16 protein-coding genes are annotated in these 21,574 nt (G+C 44.6%); 10 read left to right on the forward strand and 6 right to left on the reverse strand.

The window, feature by feature from the left end:
• The 7 genes from ONT08_RS00005 to ONT08_RS00035 all read left to right on the forward strand — a co-directional run.
• Positions 1–1,993: hypothetical protein (locus tag ONT08_RS00005; protein WP_264958645.1), on the forward strand; the 1,993-nt coding region annotated here is incomplete at its 5' end.
• 123 nt (positions 1,994–2,116) lie between these two features.
• A complete protein-coding gene (locus ONT08_RS00010; protein ID WP_264958646.1) occupies positions 2,117–3,529 on the forward strand; it encodes a TolC family protein in 1,413 nt (470 codons plus the stop codon).
• Complete coding sequence (locus tag ONT08_RS00015; RefSeq protein ID WP_264958647.1) at positions 3,526–4,710, forward strand: multidrug transporter; 1,185 nt, start codon at positions 3,526–3,528, stop codon at positions 4,708–4,710. Before ONT08_RS00010 ends, ONT08_RS00015 begins: the two co-directional genes overlap by 4 nt.
• Positions 4,707–6,326 (forward strand): hypothetical protein, encoded by a 1,620-nt coding sequence (locus tag ONT08_RS00020; RefSeq protein ID WP_264958648.1) that lies wholly within the window; start codon positions 4,707–4,709, stop codon positions 6,324–6,326. The genes ONT08_RS00015 and ONT08_RS00020 overlap by 4 nt, the downstream gene beginning before the upstream one ends.
• Positions 6,327–6,352: 26 nt before the next feature.
• The gene (locus ONT08_RS00025; protein ID WP_119236536.1) at positions 6,353–7,669 is read left to right on the forward strand and encodes a glycosyltransferase family 2 protein; all 1,317 of its coding nucleotides are present in this window, start codon (positions 6,353–6,355) and stop codon (positions 7,667–7,669) included.
• An 89-nt stretch (positions 7,670–7,758) separates the two neighbouring features.
• Positions 7,759–9,015 carry a nucleotide sugar dehydrogenase gene (locus tag ONT08_RS00030; protein WP_264958649.1) on the forward strand — a complete coding sequence of 419 codons (1,257 nt, stop codon included), beginning with the start codon at positions 7,759–7,761 and terminating at the stop codon, positions 9,013–9,015.
• Positions 9,016–9,060: 45 nt separating this feature from the next.
• Positions 9,061–9,444: a response regulator gene (locus ONT08_RS00035; protein ID WP_254973529.1), complete on the forward strand. Its 384-nt coding sequence runs from the start codon at positions 9,061–9,063 to the stop codon at positions 9,442–9,444.
• Here ONT08_RS00035 and pflA read toward each other — a convergent pair.
• The 4 genes from pflA to ONT08_RS00055 form a co-directional block, all read right to left on the reverse strand.
• Entirely contained in the window at positions 9,441–10,187 is a 747-nt protein-coding gene (gene pflA, locus ONT08_RS00040) for a pyruvate formate-lyase-activating protein (protein ID WP_264958650.1), read from the reverse strand. The two genes, ONT08_RS00035 and pflA, sit on opposite strands and share 4 nt — an antisense overlap.
• A gap of 205 nt (positions 10,188–10,392) precedes the next feature.
• Complete coding sequence (locus ONT08_RS00045; RefSeq protein WP_117586485.1) at positions 10,393–10,620, reverse strand: DUF6722 family protein; 228 nt, start codon at positions 10,618–10,620, stop codon at positions 10,393–10,395.
• 160 nt (positions 10,621–10,780) lie between these two features.
• The gene (gene pflB / locus ONT08_RS00050) at positions 10,781–13,027 is read right to left on the reverse strand and encodes a formate C-acetyltransferase (protein ID WP_118253622.1); all 2,247 of its coding nucleotides are present in this window, start codon (positions 13,025–13,027) and stop codon (positions 10,781–10,783) included.
• Positions 13,028–13,403: 376 nt separating this feature from the next.
• Positions 13,404–14,093 carry a thiamine phosphate synthase gene (locus ONT08_RS00055; RefSeq protein ID WP_264958651.1) on the reverse strand — a complete coding sequence of 230 codons (690 nt, stop codon included), beginning with the start codon at positions 14,091–14,093 and terminating at the stop codon, positions 13,404–13,406.
• A gap of 198 nt (positions 14,094–14,291) precedes the next feature.
• Here ONT08_RS00055 and ONT08_RS00060 point away from each other — a divergent pair, with 198 nt between their 5' ends.
• Positions 14,292–15,956, forward strand: a complete 1,665-nt coding sequence (locus ONT08_RS00060; RefSeq protein WP_264958652.1) for a formate--tetrahydrofolate ligase — start codon at positions 14,292–14,294, stop codon at positions 15,954–15,956.
• 127 nt (positions 15,957–16,083) lie between these two features.
• Here the strand turns inward: ONT08_RS00060 and ONT08_RS00065 are convergent, their stop codons facing one another.
• Both ONT08_RS00065 and ONT08_RS00070 read right to left on the reverse strand, forming a co-directional pair.
• Complete coding sequence (locus tag ONT08_RS00065) at positions 16,084–16,689, reverse strand: epoxyqueuosine reductase QueH (protein WP_264958653.1); 606 nt, start codon at positions 16,687–16,689, stop codon at positions 16,084–16,086.
• 260 nt (positions 16,690–16,949) lie between these two features.
• On the reverse strand, positions 16,950–18,083 hold the full coding sequence (locus ONT08_RS00070) for a metallophosphoesterase (protein ID WP_119236534.1): 1,134 nt from the start codon (positions 18,081–18,083) through the stop codon (positions 16,950–16,952).
• Positions 18,084–18,278: 195 nt separating this feature from the next.
• Between ONT08_RS00070 and ONT08_RS00075 the strand changes: the two genes are divergently transcribed.
• Positions 18,279–19,592: a serine hydrolase domain-containing protein gene (locus ONT08_RS00075; RefSeq protein WP_264958655.1), complete on the forward strand. Its 1,314-nt coding sequence runs from the start codon at positions 18,279–18,281 to the stop codon at positions 19,590–19,592.
• A gap of 346 nt (positions 19,593–19,938) precedes the next feature.
• A complete protein-coding gene (locus ONT08_RS00080; RefSeq protein ID WP_118200255.1) occupies positions 19,939–21,495 on the forward strand; it encodes an IS1182 family transposase in 1,557 nt (518 codons plus the stop codon).
• The last annotated feature ends 79 nt before the right edge of the window (positions 21,496–21,574 follow it).

Raw genomic sequence — 21,574 nt, forward strand, 5'->3', positions numbered from 1 at the left:
TAATTATGGAACGCTGGAGGCAACAAATAGCCAGTTCACCATTAAAGGTACATACTTAACTGATAGCGACTTAAACTTCCCTGGAGATAAGTTAAACATTGAAGGTAGCTGCTATATCGGTGGTAACCTTACAGCTAAGGAGCTGACGAATAGCGGTATGTGTCTTAATGTAAAAGGAAATTGCAACCTGGGTACCAGCACTCTGAAAATAAATGGTAATGGAAGTCAATATTGGGAAGATCCTAATGCAGGCATCATGAATGTTGATGGTACATTAACCTGTGGTAATCTTGAACTTTGCAGTGGTGCAAAACTTTACAGCGGCTGTGCTGTTAAGGTATCAAAAGATGTAAATATCAATAGCTACGCAACTTTTGATGTATCGTACCTGAAAGCAGATAAAATCATTCAGAGTTCTGGCACAATATTTAAGCTTAAGAATCAAAGTCTGATAGAATGTGATACTTATATAGACAATAATTCAAGCGACAATATTGATGCACAGGCAGGAAATGCAGGTTCAGTTATCGAAGGCGACAATGCGGTAGCTGTCATCAAAGCAAATAAATTTGCTTTCAATACAGGAGCTCCAATAGAAAATGAAACCATGAAATTTGACTGTTTCATGTTCAGAACTCCATCTGCAACATCGAAGATTGTTCTTGACGGTAAATTCTACCAGCAGAATTTAACAACGGAAATCATTCCATTCTTCCCAGTAACTCATATTTACAGAATTGACCAGACTGACAATATCTCTGATGTAATCATCAACAAGACAGAGTGTAATGGACAGACAGGCTGGAAGCCAGGAAAAGATCCTGAACCAGAACCAACCCCTACTCCAACTCCAAAACCATCACCTCTTACACCAATCAGCGTGATAGAGCCTGATCATACACATGATATTTCTGCAACATGCGTTCAGCCTTTCGAAGGAAAGATGTATATGTCATATCATACTCGTGGTAAGGGACATGGTTCTTGTCTGGAAGTATTCGAACCAGTTGATGCAAACAACGAAGTGAAACTGCTCCAGTACATTTACGACAGTAAAGGTATGTTAGACTGGAACCACTTGATGATATACAATGCAAATAATGCAAAACAATTATACGCAGTTGGTAGTCACGCCCTGAAAGCAGGTACATTAGGCTACATTGATATCACAAGTAGCGGATTGCTAAATGCAGATCCAAAAACTATCGTAACTGAAGAAGGAGAAAAGAAGGAAATCAAACCTCTGAATATTCTTCCTCTGAATGCAAACGAAAAGGGAACAGATGAAAACTGCATCGTATACGACAGCAACTCTAACCGTTTCATCGTTGCAACAACAAAGGGATATACAACATACGATCCTGCAACATTAAATGAAATTGAGACTGTTGAAAAACCTGGTAAAGCAAAGCATGTTGCCATTGGAGACAATAAGATTGTTACATTGGTATTCACAAAACAAGCACAATACAATCCATCCAAGAACCCTGCAGAAGCAGCCAAGGAATGGATCAATGCCCAGATTGAAGTAAGAGACGAATCGGCAGATATGAAATCTACTCCAGAGGTGACTATCACAACACCTGCAATCTTGCCTCACTACGGTAAAAACGCTATCGCTGTGAAGAATGGTAAGATTTATGCATGCCTCGGCGCAGCGGGTCTCTACTGCTACGACTTACAGACAGGCAAAGAACTCGGACACTACCAGATGCCAAATCCTATTATCAAGGATAGCAAACTGGGTAAAGTCGGAGACTACAAGGCTTATGCAAATGGCTGTTTCGTTGGTGACGACGGTAAAGTATACATTGCCTACGGTTCTTATGGTGTAGTTGTTCTGAAAGCTGGTACACTTGAAGCAGGAAATCCTGAGACTATTGCTCATAGAGAAGAAGGCAAATCTGCCAACTACATTACCGTTTACAACGGCTATATCTATGTAGCATACGGACAGAAGAGACTGCAAGTTTATCAACTCACAGAAAATTAATCGTAAAAGCTAGCGTAAAAACTAGAATACTGATTGATATAGACATTAACAAAATAGAAGACACTAGTTGAATGCAGCTGCAACAGCTTGCGGCTGCATTCATAGTGTTTAAACTAAAAAACAATGAAGCAAAATTTGATACTATATACGACTACTGCTCTCCTCATTACACTCGGAGGACAAAGCGCTGTGGCTCAGGCTCAAAGGCAGCAACTGCTGAAGAAAAAGAGCTTCAGCCCTAAGATGCTCGTATATGAGAACCTGAAGAACGATAATGTACTCAGACACTTTAAACAACGCTTCGCACAACTCGACACTCTCATCAAAAACCCTATATGGGTGAAAGCACCAGTCATAGAACTGGGACTCAATAAACAGCATCACGCTGATATCAATAAGACCGACTCTCTGTTCTGGTCGAAAACTGCACATGAGCACCTAGCGCTCAACAGACACAACGGTCTGGAAGTGACCGGACAGGTTTATGCCCGACCTGACGCGTACTTCGATTCTGATGAAGACGACGCAAAAGAGGTATCAAAATATAAGATGAAGGTTCAAGCCGAACTGGGATGGAACATCATCAACTCGAAGTTCTACCAAGGCAAAGAGAAAAGAACCAAGATTGCTCTTGCCAATGAACTCGACCGCTTGCAAATAAAAAAGCGCCAAACTGCAGACATATATGAAAAGGCAGCAGATGAGCTGACCGAACAATATAACTTCTATATCGGTACCGTCATAGCACACAAGCTGGACAACCTCGACATCATGAACGAGGCTTACCAGTATATGCTGGAGAAAGACCGAATAAGCAACGACAAGATGCTCAAGGTGATGAACGACAAGCTGGAGGCGGAATACGACATCTCCATCCTCTGCTCAGACAGAGACATCACCAACAAACCGATTTACCGCATCAAGCCTACCCGCGTGGTGGTAGACACCGCAGCCCTCTGGGAACACGTAGACAAGGAAAGCCTGGATGCAAGAATCGTAATGACAAAGCTGGAGATAGCCAACAACGAAAGCAAGCTGAACAACTATCTCAGCACTACCCGACTCACCCCATTCGCCAGATGGTCAACCTACTGGCAGAGCAACGACAAGTTCTCGCACAATGGGGATGTAGGAATCAGATTCACCGTGCCTATCTACAACGAAAACCCAAGAAAGAGAAAGGCACTGGAGACACAGAAAGAGATTATCATGAACAGCAGAAGCACCGACGTGAAGGAAATCAGACAGTCGGTAAACATCCTGCTGAAAAAGATAGAAAACCTCAACCAGGCTATAGCCACTGAGGCTTACCACATACAGCAGACAGGAAAATACATCGACATGCGACGGTTCGCATATAAAAACCAGAAAAACGGGTACAACTACCTGATGAGAATGGAAGAATATACCGGACTCCTGGAAAGCATGGAAAGAATGTACAAGCTGATGTTGAACCGCGGACTCGCCATCATCAATATAGAGAAGGCAGTAAGCATCTATAACAACAACAATATATTCAACGAGATCGAACTATGAATGAGTTTCAATATGACAGCACGCCACAGGAACAGGCGATGGCCGACTTGCTGAAATCGCAAAGCCACCGCTTGGCTAGACAGCAGATTATATTCGCGCTGATTTTCCTCCTCATCATTGTACTGGCAGCATACTATATCGTTACCCGAATGATCTGGGCCATCTATGACGGATATGTAAGACTCGATGAAAACCATATCTGTGCGATTGACGACATCTACGTCCTGAAGGTAAACAAGGAGGTGGGAGAAACCGTACACAAAGGTGATACGCTCTACTCCTACGTACTGCTGGGTAATATCGTAACCCAATACGACCCAAACATCATTCCTTCGGCGGTAAAGGAAACCCACGACATGGAAGTGCAGGCCAAACTGGCTAGAGAAGAGATTCCGGTACTGCGTACCCGACTGGCTGAACTGAAGAAACAGAAGGCATCGGAAAGTTCAGACATCTACTACGGACTGACCAACAACACCAAGCGCAACCAGCTGGATGCTGAGATTGCCGAGGTGGAGGAAGAAATAAGAAAGCAGATGAACAAGGTGACCATCTACTCACAAGCCAAGAACACCACCTATAACTTCATGAGCAGAAGAGGTGCAGGCATGGCGGGTGCTGACATGCCATACTCCAGCAATACCAGCATCTACAACCAAGGTCTGATACACTACTGCTGTGCGCCTGCCGATGCCTACGTCTCAAAGGTGAGCGTGAGCGACAAGACACTGGTGTTCAAGAGCGATGAAGTGCTCACCATCCAGCATACCGACTATGCAGCATGCCACCTGGGCATCATCACATACGTGCCTAGTAAAAAAATCAAGTATATGGAAAGTCCTGACGATGCTGACGTCATCGTGAACAAGGACCTGGTACTGAAGGCTAAGCTGCAGATGGTGGGTCTGAGAGTGGAGGAAATTCCAAAGCACCTGCAGAGCAACTTCTCGCACGATGCAAATGCCGTAGTGGCAGTATTCACCTTCAAACCCAACCAGCGAGTGCCGGCTTGGGTGATGTGCAACAAACTGCCGGTGAGAATCAGGGTGAACAAAATCAGTGCGATGTTAGACCCTAAGCCACTGCCGATGTATACCATCCCAGTGGAAAAGAATCAAAATGTGATAAGAAGTTCAAAGCTCGTCACACCTGACCAAAACAAAGACAACGTGAAGAAATGATTGGACTTAGAAGAAACAAACGTGGAGATATGGTGCTCACCATCGATAGCTATATAGATATCGACTCGACACCGGACATCCAGCCCGACTACTTCGATTGTATTTACATCAATACGAAGAATGAACGTGCGTTCCATGCTATACTGTTTGGAGCCAGTCCAATCTTATCGTGGAAATGTAGCTACAAACCGATATTCGTCAATACGGCGTTATCGGGAAAGGAACAGATCATCGACTATATCGTCGATGCCTATGTGAGCGACATGAACAATGAGAAGGTATACGAGATTATAGACAAAATCAAGCTGGCAAGACAGAAGTTTGGTGTAAAAAGCGAAACAAGCCGTCCTACACAGCCTAACCAGCTCTTTGCCAATATTCTGAGATACCTGCTCTCAAGAGACCAGCGAATCATGGGACACCGACTGCTGGAGAAATCGTCTTTGGGATATATCAACCCAATCTTCGAACACTATCACAGTATGGGTCTCTTCCATCTCTACGAGATGTTCATGTTCATCGACACTATGGTGGAGTTCGGATCACTGCGCATTCACCGCTTCCTACTCAAGGAGCACCTCTGCCCTAAGTGCAACCACTCTCACCTGCTCTATACTGAGTGCTGTCCGAAGTGCGGAAGTTCGAACCTGAAGATACAGAACATCATCCACCACTTCAGCTGCGCCAACGTATCGCCGGAAAGCAGCTACAATGTGGGCGGTATGCTCATCTGTCCGAAGTGTCACAAGAAACTTCGCCACATCGGTGTTGACTATGACAGACCAGCCGTGGTATATACCTGCAACGACTGCGAGAACTCGTTTACCTCGCCTATCACCAAGTCAACCTGCTGCTACTGCCAGAGCACCTATCCGGTAAACGCCCTGGTGCCACGAGACGTTGAGGACTTCGAGATAACAGAAGAAGGAATCAGAGCACTGACCAGCGGCAACATCATGTTCAACAGCATGGTGAACATCTATGATAACTTCATGGAATATTACCTGCTGATAAACCGACTGCGACGCCAGCTGATGGAAACCTACCGCAAGGATGAACTCTCGGTCATGGTAGGCAAGATATGGATTATAGATGAAAACAAGGATACCGTAAAGATAAAGGAAAGCATACAGGGCAAGCTCTGTAGAATCTTCTCCAATCACAAGGTGTCTTACAACAACAATATCTTCTACGTATCCTCTACCCTCTATGAGCAGGGAGAAACGGTGGAAGAGGCTCAGCAGAAACTGAGCAAGGAGATGTCGGTAGCCATCAGAAAGGTGGCCAACTCGATAGAACCGGACGAGATTATCTGCAGCATGCTGGAAACCAAGGCGAAGACCATCGCCAACAACTATGACGAGTTCTTCAACAAACTGCAATATGTGGATATGACTCCAGACGACTACTGCCGCTACTCAGAGGAACCTCTGATGAAGGAAGAAGAGAAATTGGTGCAGCCGCAGGAAGAGCTGCTTGATACAGAGCCGAAGGAAGATGAAAACGACAAGATACAGAAACGCATTGTGCTCTACAAGAAACTCGTTGCCATCCTTGTCACCATCGCAGGTATACTCATAATCATGGCCCTCTTGGCGCTCACCGTGCTGAGATAAGCCATCAAGAAGAAAGGGAAAAGCGTATGTTTAGCATAGCAGAACATCTGAACGATTTCTTCGACTGGATCAGCACGCTATCGTTTAGCAGTATCGTGAATACCTACTGGTTTCTCTTCTTCATCGAGATGCCAAGATATTATATCCTGGAATATCTCGTAATCGGAAACCGACTGATGAAGAGAAACCAGATAGATAAAGAGAAAGAATATGCCAAGTACTTCCTGTACCGCGAAAATCCGCTTATCAGCATCCTCGTACCGGGAAAGAACGAAGGCAAACATATATTCAAAATGGTGAACTCGCTGGCTGAGCAAACCTACCGCAACTACGAAATCATCGTGGTAGACGATGGTAGCGACGACGACACCAAACTGATTTGTAACGACCTCTACCGAGCCGGGTATATCACCCACTACCTGAGGTTGGATACAAGAGGCGGTAAAGCTGCCGCCAGCAACTATGGAGCCCAGATGGCAAAAGGCAAATACATCGTATGTCTGGATGCCGACTCTTCGCTCGACCGTGATGCACTGGAGAAGATTCTACTCCCCTTCTACATCGACGGAATGGTAAAGGGCGTAGGAGGATGCGTGAAGGTACGCAACTACAAGGAAACCATCTGCTCATCGCTGCAGGCTTTCGAATACCTGAAGCGAATACAGGTGGGACGTATCGTAACCAGCGAACTGGGTATCTACCACATCATTTCGGGAGCATTTGGAGCCTTCGAAAGAAAGACGCTGAAGGAAGTGGGCTATTGGGACATAGGACCGGGACTGGACGGTGACCTGACACAGAAGATCCGCAAAGCCGGATATAAAGTGAAATTTGCCGAAGATGCCATCTGTATGACCAATGTGCCTACCAAATGGTACAAGCTGTATCATCAGCGCATCAGATGGTCGCGCTCGTTCGTGAGATTCCGTCTACGCAAGCATGCCGACATTCTGTTGCCTACCAAGAACTGGAGTATCCTTAACTGGTTATCCAACATGGAGAGTGTGGTTTTCGACTGCTTCCTCAATTTTCTGTGGTTGTGGTACATCATCAAGCTCGCCATCACGTTTAACACGCACATCATCGAGGTGCTGGCGCTGGGCTACTTTATCAGAGTATGCTTCTCGCAGCTTGCCTTCCTCCTTGTACTGATGGTTTCAGAAAGAAAGAAAGACGTGTGGTTCCTTTACAGATATCTGCCACTGATGTCGCCTTATACAGGTTATTTCCTGCGTATCGCCCGTCTGTCGGCTCATCTGCAAGAATTCTTCTTCCGCCGTTCTTACAAGGACGCATGGAACCCTGAGAAGACTTCGCGCTATGCTCAGCTTGAAGGAATCTAAAAGATCCGAGTTACTTGCTGTAACGTACATACAGCAGGGAGCTCCCAATAAAAGAAATAACATTATAAAACATAAACAGAATATAGTATATGATAAACAAGTCTTTTGAGTTTAAGATTGGAGTAATAGGATTAGGGTATGTTGGTACTCCACTGGCATGCTTATTCTCAAAGAAATACGATACATGGGGTTATGACATCAAAGCTGAGAAGGTAGCCAAGTTAGCCAAAAGCACGATGGAAGACAACAGACCTGTATCCAAAGCTTTGGAACAGGGACTGAAACTGACCAGCAATATTGATGACCTGAAGAAGTGTAACGTGTATATCATCGCTGTACCGACACCGGTTAACAAATCGAACAAGCCAGACATCAGTTGCGTGCGCAATGCAACTGCTGAGGTTGGCAAGATTCTGAAAGAAGGTGATATCGTAGTCTACGAGAGTACCGTTTACCCAGGTCTGACAGAAGAGGTTTGTGCCCCATTACTGGCATCTACATCAGGATTGAAATTGAACCAGAGTTTCTTTGTAGGCTTCTCGCCAGAGCGCATCAATCCGGGCGATACTGTTCATACCATCGAGAACATCGTGAAGGTTACCAGCGGTTCTACACCCGAAGCAGCAGCTATCATCGACAGCCTCTATGCTTCAGTACTTACCCATGGCACCTACAAGGCGAAGAGTATCAGAATAGCAGAGGCATGTAAACTGATGGAGAACTGCCAGAGAGACATACAGATAGCCTTCTTCAACGAGATGGAAAAGATTTTCGACAAGATGAACATCAACATTGAAGACGTAACGGCGGCAGCTAGCACAAAATGGAACTTCGTGCCAGCTACTCCAGGACTCGTTGGCGGCCACTGCATCGCGGTAGACCCATACTACCTGATTAACAAGGCACAGGAGGTTGACGTGGTACCATCGCTGCTCTCTACAGCCCGTGAGGTTAACGAGCAGATGGCGGTATGGATGGTAGGAAAGATAAAGAATGCATCTGAAAGCAGAAAGTTCAAGGCTCCGGAAACCAACGTGCTGATTCTCGGCTTCTCGTTCAAGCCAGACAGCGATGATATCAGAAACACAAAAGTAGCCGATCTCTATATCAACCTGGTAGGAGCAGGTTACAAAACCACACTCTACGATCCATTGGTAGATGTAGAGGAAGTAAAAGAAGAATATAACATCAAGGTGACAGATGATCCTAAAGTTCTGGAAAAAGAGTATCAGATTGTGGTAATCGGTACTCATCACAAGATGTTCGACAGTATCGACATGAACAATCTAATCACTGATAAAGGATTCATGTGCGACATCTACGGCATTCACAAGCCAAGAAACTAGACCTTCAAGATCGGAAAGAACCTACATAAAATAGACCAGTGAAAAATGGAAAAGAACAAAGTGCTAATCGTCGATGATATTTCAGAAAATATTGAAACTATCTCTGAAATGATAAAGGACTTTGACATCGACGTGAAAACTGCAAATGGCGGAAAAGAAGCCATTGAACTGATTGACACATTCAAGCCGCACGTGATACTGCTCGACTTGATGATGCCAAATGTAAATGGGTGGGACGTAATAGACCATGTACGCTCTAAATACTCGAAAAGTGAAATGGTCATCATCGTGGTTTCCCTGTTAAGCAACAAGGATAATGTGGATGAATGCTACGAGCTTGGAGTAAACGACTACATCACAAAGCCTATCATCAAAGCCCGTCTCACCAGTTCGCTAGACGCTCATCTAAGCAGTCTTGCAAGAGGCTAAAGTGCCTCTTGCAAGATTGCTTCTGCATGAGCAATGCGATCACTAGTAGGAGGATCTATGCCTTCCAGCGGGTAGGCAATGCCTAGTTTCTCATACTTGTAGATACCCATCGTATGATAAGGTAAGACATCTATACGCTCAATATTAGAGAGTGTTGAGAGGAAATCACGCAACTGATAGAGGTATTCATCCTTGTCAGTAATACCTGGAATCAAGACGTGACGAATCCATACTGGTTTGTGTATCTCGCTTAAATAACGTGCACAATCCAGTATGTTTACATTAGAATGGCGGGTGAGTTTACGATGCTCTTCATCGTTGATATGCTTGATATCAAGAAGAACAGTATCTGTGACGGTCATCAGACGCTCGAATTTATCGAAGAAAGCACCCTCTTTCCTAAATGGTTGCGCTGATGTATCAAGACAAGTGTTGATGCCACGCTGATGGGCTTTCTCGAAAAGTTCGATGAGAAAGTCTATCTGCATCAGGGCTTCTCCACCACTTACAGTAATACCGCCCTTGTCTCCCCAATAACTTTTGAATCTCTCTGCCTTATCCAACAGGTCATCGGCACTCCACTCCTCTCCCACTCCCATCTTCCATGAATCCGGGTTATGGCAGAACTGGCAGCGCATCGGACACCCCTGCAGGAAAATCAAAAACCTAATGCCTGGTCCATCTACAGAACCAAAGCTCTCTATGCTGTGAACAAAACCCTTATGCATTCTTTCGAAGATCATATATTCCCCACAATGCAAAAAGACTCATAAATAAGGCTATAACACCTAAAAAAAGAAATACACCCATATTATTTTATCTTTTTAGAAATGATTAAAAACAAGAAGCCCACTTAAGCCTGCATTTTACGATAATCAATATATGCCCATAGGGTAAACCCACCTGCAAGCAAAGCAAAAAATCCCATAAATACCAATAGTTCCATATTTATTTTCCTTTCTTTTTGTTATCTTTAGACATCAATATTAAAAAGAATCCACATACAGCAAGAAACAAAGTTATTAGAGCACCAAAAACTAAAAGTTTCCCTGTATCGATATCCTTCTTCATAATACTTGCCAGGATGATACCACCAAATATCAGTTTGGCTAAATCCAAGCAAAATTTTCCTCCCTCACTCCAAAGAGTTGTTTTTTGTTCTATATTAAATTTCATACCGCAAAGATAGTAAATTTATCAATATCTTGCTCTATTTTGCAGTTAAATAAGCTAAAATGCCCGCTAAATATCCTCGGAAAGAAAATCTAGCGGGCAATCTATATGTTACAAAGAGACAAGAGAAATCTTCACTCTTCCCTCTTCATTCTTCACTTCCTTAGAGTCTCTCGTGAGCCTGACGAGCGATTACGTCGAGCTGCTGCTCACGTGTCAAGTCGATGAACTTAACAGCGTAACCACTTACACGGATGGTGAAGTTCTGGTACTCTTCCTTCTCTGGGTGCTCCATCGCATCCTTGAGCTTGTCGATACCGAATACGTTCACATTCAGGTGGTGAGAACCCTGGTTGAAGTAACCATCCAATACACCTACCAATGTCTGGGCACGCTCCTCGTCGTTATGTCCGAGAGCACCTGGACTGATGGTCTGAGTATTAGAGATACCATCGAGAGCATACTCGTATGGCAACTTAGCTACTGAGTTCAATGAAGCCAAAAGACCGTTCTTCTCTGCACCGTAAGATGGGTTAGCACCTGGAGCCAAAGGAGCACCGGCTGGACGACCATCAGGCATGTTGCTGGTGTACTTACCGTATACTACATTTGATGTGATAGTCAGGATAGATGTAGTAGGCTCAGAATTGCGGTATGTATGATGCTTCTTGATCATGTTCATGAAGGTCTTGAGCAACCATACTGCAATCTCATCAGCACGCTCATCATCGTTACCGTAACGTGGGAAGTCGCCCTCGGTCTTGAAGCTGAGAGGGAAACCGGTCTCATCACGGACGATGTTTACCTTGGCATACTTGATAGCTGAGATAGAATCAACCACGTGGCTGAAACCAGCGATACCTGTAGCAAAAGTACGACGAACATCTGTATCGATGAGCGCCAACTCTGCTGCCTCGTAGAAGTACTTATCGTGCATGTAGTGGATGAGGTTCAATGTCTTCACATAAACGCCAGCCAACCAGTCCATCATATCCATGAAACGTGGCATGAACTCCTCGTATGTCAACACATCACCCTCTACGGCGCGATACTTAGGACCGCACTGCTCGCGTGTCTTTGAATCAACACCGCCAGATACAGCGTAGGTCAAGCACTTAGCCAAATTGGCACGTGCACCGAAGAACTGCATCTCCTTACCTGTCTGTGTAGCAGATACACAGCAGCAGATGCTATAGTCGTCACCCCAAACTGGGCGCATTACATCGTCGTTCTCATACTGGATAGAGCTTGTCTTTACAGAAATCAGAGAAGCGTAGTGCTTGAATGCCTTTGGCAAGCGAGAGCTATAGAGTACGGTCAAGTTTGGCTCTGGTGAAGGACCCATGTTCTCCAATGTGTGGAGGAAACGGAAGTCGTTCTTGGTAACCATTGAGCGGCCATCCTGACCCATACCACCTACCTCGAGAGTAGCCCAAACCGGGTCGCCGGTGAAGAGCTCGTTGTAAGAAGGAATACGGGCGAACTTAACCATACGGAACTTCATTACCAAGTGGTCGATGAGCTCCTGAGCCTCATCCTCGGTAAGAGTACCCTCGTTCAAGTCGCGCTGGATATAGATGTCGAGGAATGTAGAGATACGGCCTACAGACATCGCAGCACCATTCTGAGTCTTCACAGCTCCGAGGTAACCGAAGTACAACCACTGAACAGCCTCACGAGCGTTTTTGGCAGGCTGAGAGATGTCGTAACCATACAACTGAGCCATCTCCTTCAAGCCCTTGAGCGCCTTAATCTGCATAGCAACCTCTTCACGAAGACGGATAACTTCGTCAATCATCTCACGGTCGCCCATGTTAGCGAGGTCGTTCTTCTTCTCCTCGATGAGGAAGTCGATACCATAGAGGGCTACACGACGATAGTCACCTACGATACGTCCACGACCATAAGTATCAGGAAGACCGGTAAGAATGTGGTTATGGCGAACGAGCTTCATCTCTGGAGTATAAGCATCGAATACGCCATCATTATGAGTTTTGCAATACTTGTGGAAGATTTCGTGGAGCTTCTCAGATGGCTGATAGCCATATGTTGTACAAGCCTGCTCCGCCATCTTGATACCACCGTAAGGCATGAAGGCACGCTTCAAAGGCTTATCGGTCTGCAGACCAACTACCTTCTCCAAATCCTTTGTACCTTCACCGATATAAGCAGCACCGTAAGCTGTCAATCCTGAAACGATTTCTGTTTCCATATCAAGCACACCACCCTTGGCGCGCTCCTCCTTCTGGAGTTCCTTCAACATACCCCAAAGGGTGTTAGTTGCCTGAGTTGGTTCTGCAAGGAACGACTCATCGCCGTCATAACATGTGTAGTTGTTCTGAATGAAATCACGAAGATTCACTTCACTCTGCCACATGTTTCCTTTGAAACCTCTCCATTCTGTTTTCATCATTTTAATACTTTTTTTTTATAAAGTTAATAATTATATATTTTGCACACACTATCTATTTTGAGTTGGTTTTACACCTATTATATATAGTAAAATAAAAAAGCCCGAACACGTTTGTGCCCGGGTTTTTAAGCACCTTTATCTGAAGGTGCGTATATCATGATGTTCTCGTTCTTTCCGACAGCATCTGTTTTTCCTATATTTCCTAAGTCAATTCCCACTATTAATTTCATGTCTTTTAAATTCTATTATTTGTAATAGCCTTGCAACAGTTTTGCAATGCGAGTGCAAAGTTACAACAATAAAATGAGAAAAGAGAAGAAAACCTGAACTTTCTTCTCTTTTCTATGAAAAATCATCATTTATGAGTATCATTCTACTGATTCTCAAAGAAATGATTGAAATTTTCGAGACATAATCCGAAGCACTTCTCATGAATCTGACGCGTCATGGTAACAGGGTTCTCCGCATTCAGGATGGTACCGCTCATTGCCACACCGATGCCCAATTCTGCAAGCGGATCTATATCGTCTGGAGTCAAGCCTCCGATGGCTACCATAGGCAGAGAGATTTTATTCTCCCTCATCTGCTCAACAATCTGGCGATAACCTTCTATACCCAACACCGGAGAGAGTTTCTCCTTGGTAGTAGTATAGCGGAACGGACCGCAACCGATATAGTCAGCCCCCTGTTCATGCAAACGACGAATATCATCAAATGTATTGGCTGTTCCTCCAATAATGAATTCATCACCCAGGAGCTTACGTGCCTCATCAACCGGCATATCATTCTTTCCAAGATGTACACCATCTATCTGTAACTTCTTCACCAGTTCTACACGGTCGTCGAGGATAAAGGTTGCACCGGCACCCTCGCAAGCCAACTTTAACTTACGGGCTATAGGCTCTACCTCTTCATCGGTAGCCCCCTTCATGCGAAGCTGAACCCAATCACATCCTCCGATAAGTGCCAGATAGGCTCCTTCTAGATAAGAGAAGCGCTCGTTCTGATGCGTGATAAACTGAAAGCTCGTCTGAAAATGAGCTAATGCTAAAGACTTGTTCATACGTACTATAAAATCTAAATTCGCTTGCAAAGGTACTACATTCACACGACAAAATCCTACAATTTACCTTTTTTAAACTTCGTCATTTGGAAATGGGGAAAGTCTTCCTTTTTTTATTTTGTTTTTTTATACTTTCTTATTTTAATATATGAATACTTTTCCGTACCTTTGCACTCAAAATACAAAACATTACTTTTTATGTTGACAGATATTGAAATAGCTAAATCAGTAAAAATGCGCCCTATCAATGAAGTGGCAGCAGAACTTGGAATCCATGAAGACCAAGTGGAAAACTACGGCCGTTACATCGCTAAGATTACTACGGACAAGATTGACACCAACAAGTTTAAGAATCACCATCTCATCCTTGTTACAGCTATCAGCCCTACAAAGGCTGGTAATGGTAAGACTACGGTATCTGTAGGTCTCGCCCTGGGTATGCAGAAGATTGGCAAGAAGGCTGTAGTAGCACTTCGCGAACCATCTCTGGGTCCTTGCTTCGGCATGAAGGGTGGCGCAGCAGGTGGCGGTTATGCCCAGGTTTTGCCTATGGATAAGATCAACCTCCATTTCACTGGCGATTTCCATGCCATCACAGAGGCCAACAACATGATCTCTGCCCTTCTGGACAATTACCGTTTCCAGCACGAAGCAGAGGGTTTCAAACTCAAGAAGATTCTTTGGCGTCGCGTCATGGATGTGAACGATAGAGGTTTGCGCCGCATCATCACCGGTATAGGAGATAAGAACGGCATCGAGACAGAGTCTGGTTTTGATATTACGCCAGCTTCTGAGATTATGGCTATCATGTGTTTCGCAACAAGCATCGATGATCTTCGTCGCCGTATCGATAATATCCTCCTGGGCATCACCGAGGACGACAAGCCATTTACCGTAAAGGATATGGGTGTAGGTGGCAGTATCGTAGCTCTCCTTCTCGATGCTTTGAAGCCAAATCTGGTTCAGACAACAGAGGGAACACCAGCATTTGTTCATTGTGGTCCTTTTGCCAACATTGCTCATGGCTGCAATTCCGTCATGGCTACAGCTGCTGCTCTTGAGTATGGCGACTATGCTATTACAGAGGCAGGATTCGGTGCTGATCTCGGTGCAGAGAAGTTCTATGACATCAAATGCCGCAAGACAGGTTTGCAACCAGACCTCACTGTTCTCGTTGTTACCCTCCAGGCGTTGAAGATGCATGGTGGTGTAGCTCTGGAAGATATCAAGAAGCCAAACATCGCAGGAATGGAAGCCGGTTACTGGAACCTCGACAAGCACGTAAAGAACCTGCAGAGCTTTGGTCAGACTGTAGTGATTGCATTCAACAAGTTTGCAACCGATACAGATGAAGAAATTGAAGTATTGCGCAAACATTGCGAGGAGATGGGTTGCGGTTTCGCCGTAAACAGCGCCTTTGCCGAAGGCGGAAACGGTGCCATTGAACTTGCCAACCTCGTAGTGAAGACCATTGATGAGCGTCCATCAGCCCCTCTCTATTTTGCTTACGATGATAACGATAGCGTTGAGGAGAAGATAGAAAAGGTTGCATTCAATCTTTACGGAGCAGGCAGCGTAACATTGAGCGATTCTGCCAAGGCGATGATTGAAGAGATCAAGAAGCTGGGTGCTGAAAAGTTCCCTATCTGTATTGCCAAGACTCAGTACAGTTTCTCTACCGATGCCAAGGCATACGGCCCTACAGATGGTTTCGAACTCCACGTTCGCGACATCACCGTAAATATGGGTGCCGAGATGATTGTAGTCATCGCTGGTCCTATCATGCGTATGCCGGGCTTACCAAAGAGCCCACAGGCTGAGCGCATTGATGTAGTAAACGGTGAGATTACTGGTCTTTCTTAAATAAGCATCTAGCCTAGAATATAGAAAAGGCACGGATTACACAGATTACACGGATTTATCATGAGCGTCATAAATCCGTGTAATCTGTGTAATCCGTGCCTAAAATATCACAGCGCAGAAAAACACTTTATCTCAAACTGAATTCACAACCACAATATAACTGATTATAGAATTCATTGATTCTCAAGAGTTCACCTCGGCGATTCTGCAAACCGCCCTTCCGCCAATTCATATCCCACCATTCTACATCAGGATAAGCCTCAACGGCAAGATGACCGGCAGTATCTATCTGCCTGATATTCTTCCAGCGCGAAGATGCCAACGTGGTAGTAAGAAGGTGAAATCCATGCTCCTGCGCATACTTGGCTGCATGAGAGAGGCGGAACTGAAAGCAGACAGAACAACGGCTGCCACGTTCGGGCTCATCCTCTAAGCCCGTGATAACAGAAAGCCATTCCTGATGGTCATACTCATCCTCTACATAAGGTACATTCTGGGCTTCCAGAAATCGTTTCAGTTCATGTTTGCGTACATCATACTCCTGCTGAGGATAGATATTACTGTTACTGAAATATACAGTAGGCTTCATACCATTACGAAGCATACATTCTACGATAGCCGCCGAACAAGGTGCACAACAGGCATGCAACAAGACAGCCTGACCTTCAGCCTTGCTTCCATTCGGGAGAGTAAGTTTTACGTATTTATATTGTTCTTCTACAGGAATCTTCATTGTTTTCAATGTTAAATGTAAAATTAAAATGTGAACAGCTACTTCTGATGTGAAGTATTTTCGCCTTGCTTCAAAAAACAAATGGAGTACAATCTCACGACACCCCCCATTTGCCCAAATATATGCGAAAACTAGTGCAAAGGTACAACATTTATTCGAACCACCAAATTTTTAACACGTTTTTTTCATCACAATGGTTCAAACAGCTAACATTTAACTGTATTTTAACACTTAAACACCAGTTTTGTTATCTTTAAGAACTATAAATCACGTTTCAGCGTGATAACTGTCAGTTCAGGCCATGCGCCTAGGCGGAAAGGGAAAGAACCGCCAATACCCGATGATACATAGAGCATCTGCTCACCAATCCGGTAAGCTCCGCCCCACTCTTTGAAAGCCATGCGGGCAGGCGTCCATTTACCTATTTTCAATTGTCCGGCATGCGTATGTCCCGCCAGAGTAAGTTGTATCTTCTTACCAACTACTTCTCTGCGCCAATGGTGAGGATCATGACTCAAGAGGATTTTAAACATATCTGGATTCAACCCCTTCATCGCTTTCTTCAGATTACTGCGATTGGTGAAAGGAGGCTGACCGGGATTCTCTACGCCTATTACAGCGATAGATGCCATACCATGACTCACCACATGATGTTCGTTCATCAGCTGATGCCACCCCAGACTTTCCTGATAACCATAGAGCATACGGCGGTTTCTCTTCAAAGCGCCAATAGAATGATTGTTGCCATATTCACAATAATCATGATTTCCCCAGATAGAATAGATGCCATCTGACGCATGAAGCTGCCCCAGCGTATCCAGATAAGGCTCCACTTCGCTGGCTTGGTTATTGACCAGATCGCCCGTAAAGAGAATCATATCGGGTTCTTCATTGTTGGTCGCATCCACCACCTTCTGCACGAAATCATTGCCGGGAGGAAACGAACCGAGATGAAAGTCGGTAATCTGTACCAGACGGTAACCATCAAAATAAGGTGGCAAATCGGGCGAGGTAAAGGTAATATGTTTCAGTTCTAACCGCTTCCAACCCTCTATAAAGCCGAAGGCAAACCACCCCATTACACCCAAAGCTGGAATCAGAGCAAAAAACCAAGGAAGAAATGCATCGAACAGGATGAAGACAACCTTAGGGAATGCCGAGAAAAGTATGGTAGTAAAGAGTACACGGACTGACAACTTATGGAAGAACCCCATCTGCAACCCCACTTCGGCAAGAACAAGTAACAACGAGGGAACCCACCATAAGATGGCTAGCAGCAAAGGCCACTCACTCACCCCGATGTGCCAAAGCCAGAAGTCGGGCAGGAATGCCAGAACCGACATGGCTACTATATAGAATATGGATCTTAATATCTTTTTTAATACCTTCTTCATTGTTTTTCTTTATAACTGGGTACAAAGGTACGATAATTCATAGACAATACAAAATAAATTTAAATATATTTTCAATGTTTTGTTATTTGAGAAGATTGCATTATCTTTGCATAAGATTTGCTGCACTCGGCAATATGAAAGTAAACTTTCATTGCACTCGATTGCAAAATCTTTGCAAAAGAAAAATTAAATAAAATGGCACGACGACTAAGAAAAAAACGCATAGCAATCATATTGCTTTCCTTTACAGCAATCGTAGGATGGACTACACACAGCTGTGTATCTCGCTGTACATCAGCATCAGACAAGAACAAGGCGGCAGATTCGCTCCCTAAGGTTCATATCAACGATTCCATCTCAAATGCCCTGACAGAGGGGAAGGAATATCAAAAGATGGATTCGCTCGTAGAGAGATACCTCAAGCGATGGGAAATCAACGGTGCACAGCTCGTCATCACCCGCAACGACTCCCTGCTCTATGCCCGCGGATTCGGAATGGCGGATAAGGAGAGGGGCATTCGAATGGAACCGAATATGCTGATGCGCTTCGCCTCTGTATCGAAACTGATTACAGCCGTAGGTATCATGAAGTTGCAGGAGATGAAGAAACTCAAGCTGAACGAGAAGGTGTTTGGCGAAAAGGGAATCCTGCGCGATACCGTTTACAACAACAGTATCAAGGACAAGCGATATTACGACATCACCGTAGAACAGTTGCTGCGCCATCAGGCTGGTTTCAACAATTATGCCGGCGACCCGGTATCTTCCACCCGCTACATCATGATGCAGAACCATCTTAAAACGCCACCTGATCACCCTACCCTGCTCAAGATTCTCTTGAAGCGCCACTTGGGCTATACTCCTGGCGAAGGCAAATGCTACAGCAATCTAGGCTACATGATTCTCTCCATGATTATAGAAAAGAAGAGCGGAATGAAATATGAAAACTTCATGCAGAAGTATGTGCTCCACCCAGCCGGCTGCTACGACATGCATATTGCGGGAACTTACTTAAAGGACCGCAGACCTAACGAGACGAAATACTACATGCATGGAGGAAGTATTCCGGTATACGAATATAACAACAGTGGCAGAATGGTTGAAAAATGTTATGGCGATACCGACCTTCCACGTCTCTCAGGTGCCGGAGCATGGTGTGGTTCAGCAGCCGAACTGAGCCGTCTCATCGCCAGCATCGACGGTATGCCTCATGTCAAGGACATTCTCAGCAAGAAGAGCATCCAGTTCATGACCACCGAGCAACCCGACCATCAGTATTCCATCGGCTGGAACTACACTCCAAAGAGCAATCGTCCATGGATTCGTACCGGTTCTCTTGCCGGCACCTCTGCCATTGTCCTGAAATACCCCGACGGTCAGTGCTGGATTCTCATAACCAACACCTCCACCTGGAAGGGTCACGGTTTCAGCAACGACACCGTGGCATTCTTTGAGAAGCTCCGCAAGCAGTTCATGGCAGATATGCCGAAGAAGGATTTGTTCATATAGAGAAGGAAAATAAAAGTTGGTGCATAACAGATGGGCAACGCATGCACATCAGCTGCTGTGCGAGCGCATATCAGCTGTTATGCAAGCGCACAACAGCTGTTGTGCGGCCGGAGATACTAAATAACTCAGAAATATATCCTGTCTATTCCGACAATATATCTTTAATATACGAATAAAAGAGAGGGTGTGTCATAAGTCTGTGACGCACCCCTTTTTATTTTTTGCCTTTTCACAGATACGAAATCTTTAAAAAACATTTTTATTTACAACAAAGCCCAAACTTTCACAAGCTCGGGCTTTGCCTTTCCGCAAAAGATTTGTATCTTTGCAGAAAACTTCTTTAAGTATGGCAAAGATACAAATAAAATCTGAAACTCGGCACGAATTGAGCTTTTTTCCTAACTCTTTCGATGATTATGTGCCAAAAGACAGCAAAGTTCGTATGGTGGATCGTATTGTTCGCAGTATGGACATCAACCCTCTCATGGATACCTATGATGGGATTGGTGCTCCTCCTTACAGTCCGAAGATGCTTCTAAGTTTAGTTGTTTTTGCCTATATCAATGGCGTTTATTCCTGTCGTGGCATAGCGGACGCACTTAAATACGATGTTCGCTATATGTGGATTTGTGGAGGTAAGCAATTATCTTTCGCAACAATCAACCGCTTTAGATCCAATCATATGATTAAATGCATCGACTTTTATTTTGATGCAGTCGTCTCCATATTGGTTGAAAAGGGCGTGATTAGTCTGGAGGAACAATATGTTGATGGCACTAAGATAGAGTCGAAAGCAAACAAGTACACGTTTGTATGGAAGAAGACTGTGGAAAAGAACAGGGCTAAGCTCTTGGAAAAGACCTCTGCTGCATTGGCTCAGATAAAAGAACAAATTCGCCTGAATGGCGGGAGTGACATTAAGGAAGAAGACAGCGAGCCAGCCACTTCCGCCAAGGATGTAGAGAGAAGTGCACGTTTGTGTGAGAGGCAAGCTAAGAACCTTCCTAAGGCAAAGCTTACAGGAAGAGAGAAGCAAAAGCTAAATACTCAGATAGATCACTTGTTCAAAGCCTCGGACAAACTGTGCGAGTATGAAAAATCACTGGATATACTGGGCGAGAGAAACAGTTACTCCAAGACTGATCCCGATGCGACCTTCATGCGCCTCAAGGAAGATGCCATGAACAATGGGCAGACAAAGCCTGCCTATAACCTTCAAATTGCGACAGAGAATCAATATTGGACGAATTTCGCCCTTTATCCCAATCCAACAGACACCCTGACCTTCAAGCCTTTTTTGGATAAGTACAAGAAAAGATATGGAAAGCAATCCAAGAGCGTCACCGCAGACTCAGGGTATGGCTCGGAGGAGAACTACGAGTACCTAGAGATGGAAGAAATGATGGGTTATGTAAAGTACAACTGGTTTCACAAGGAACAGCATAAGCCTTTCAAGGAGGATGCCTTCAACCAAGCGAACTTCTACTACAACAGGGATGATGACTATTATGTCTGCCCCATGGGACAACACATGGAACCTTGTGGACAACGGCAAACGAAAAGTGACTCCGGCTATGTGTCTGTCATTACATTATATAGAGCACAACGATGTGATGGATGTCCGCTTGGAAGTCTCTGCAAGAAATCCAAAGGCAACAGAACCATATATGTCAACCATAAACTGAATGCATATAAAAAGGAAGCCTTCCTGCTACTAACGTCTGAAGAGGGCTTGAAACACAGAAGCCAGCGACCGATAGAGCCGGAAGCTGTATTTGGGCAGATGAAGGCAGATATGCATTATAAGCGATTCAGGCATTTTGGAATGGACAAGGTTTACATGGATCTAGGATTGTTCGGAATGGGATTCAATTTGAAGAAATATTTGGGTATAAAACGATAAAACTCAATTTTGTTTTTTTATCGTCAGGGATAACTATGCCCTTTTGTGGGCTTTGGGGCTGTTTTGTTATCGATAAAAC

The organism is Segatella copri (assembly GCF_026015465.1).
In the GTDB taxonomy this organism is placed as follows: Bacteria; Bacteroidota; Bacteroidia; order Bacteroidales; family Bacteroidaceae; genus Prevotella; species Prevotella copri_E.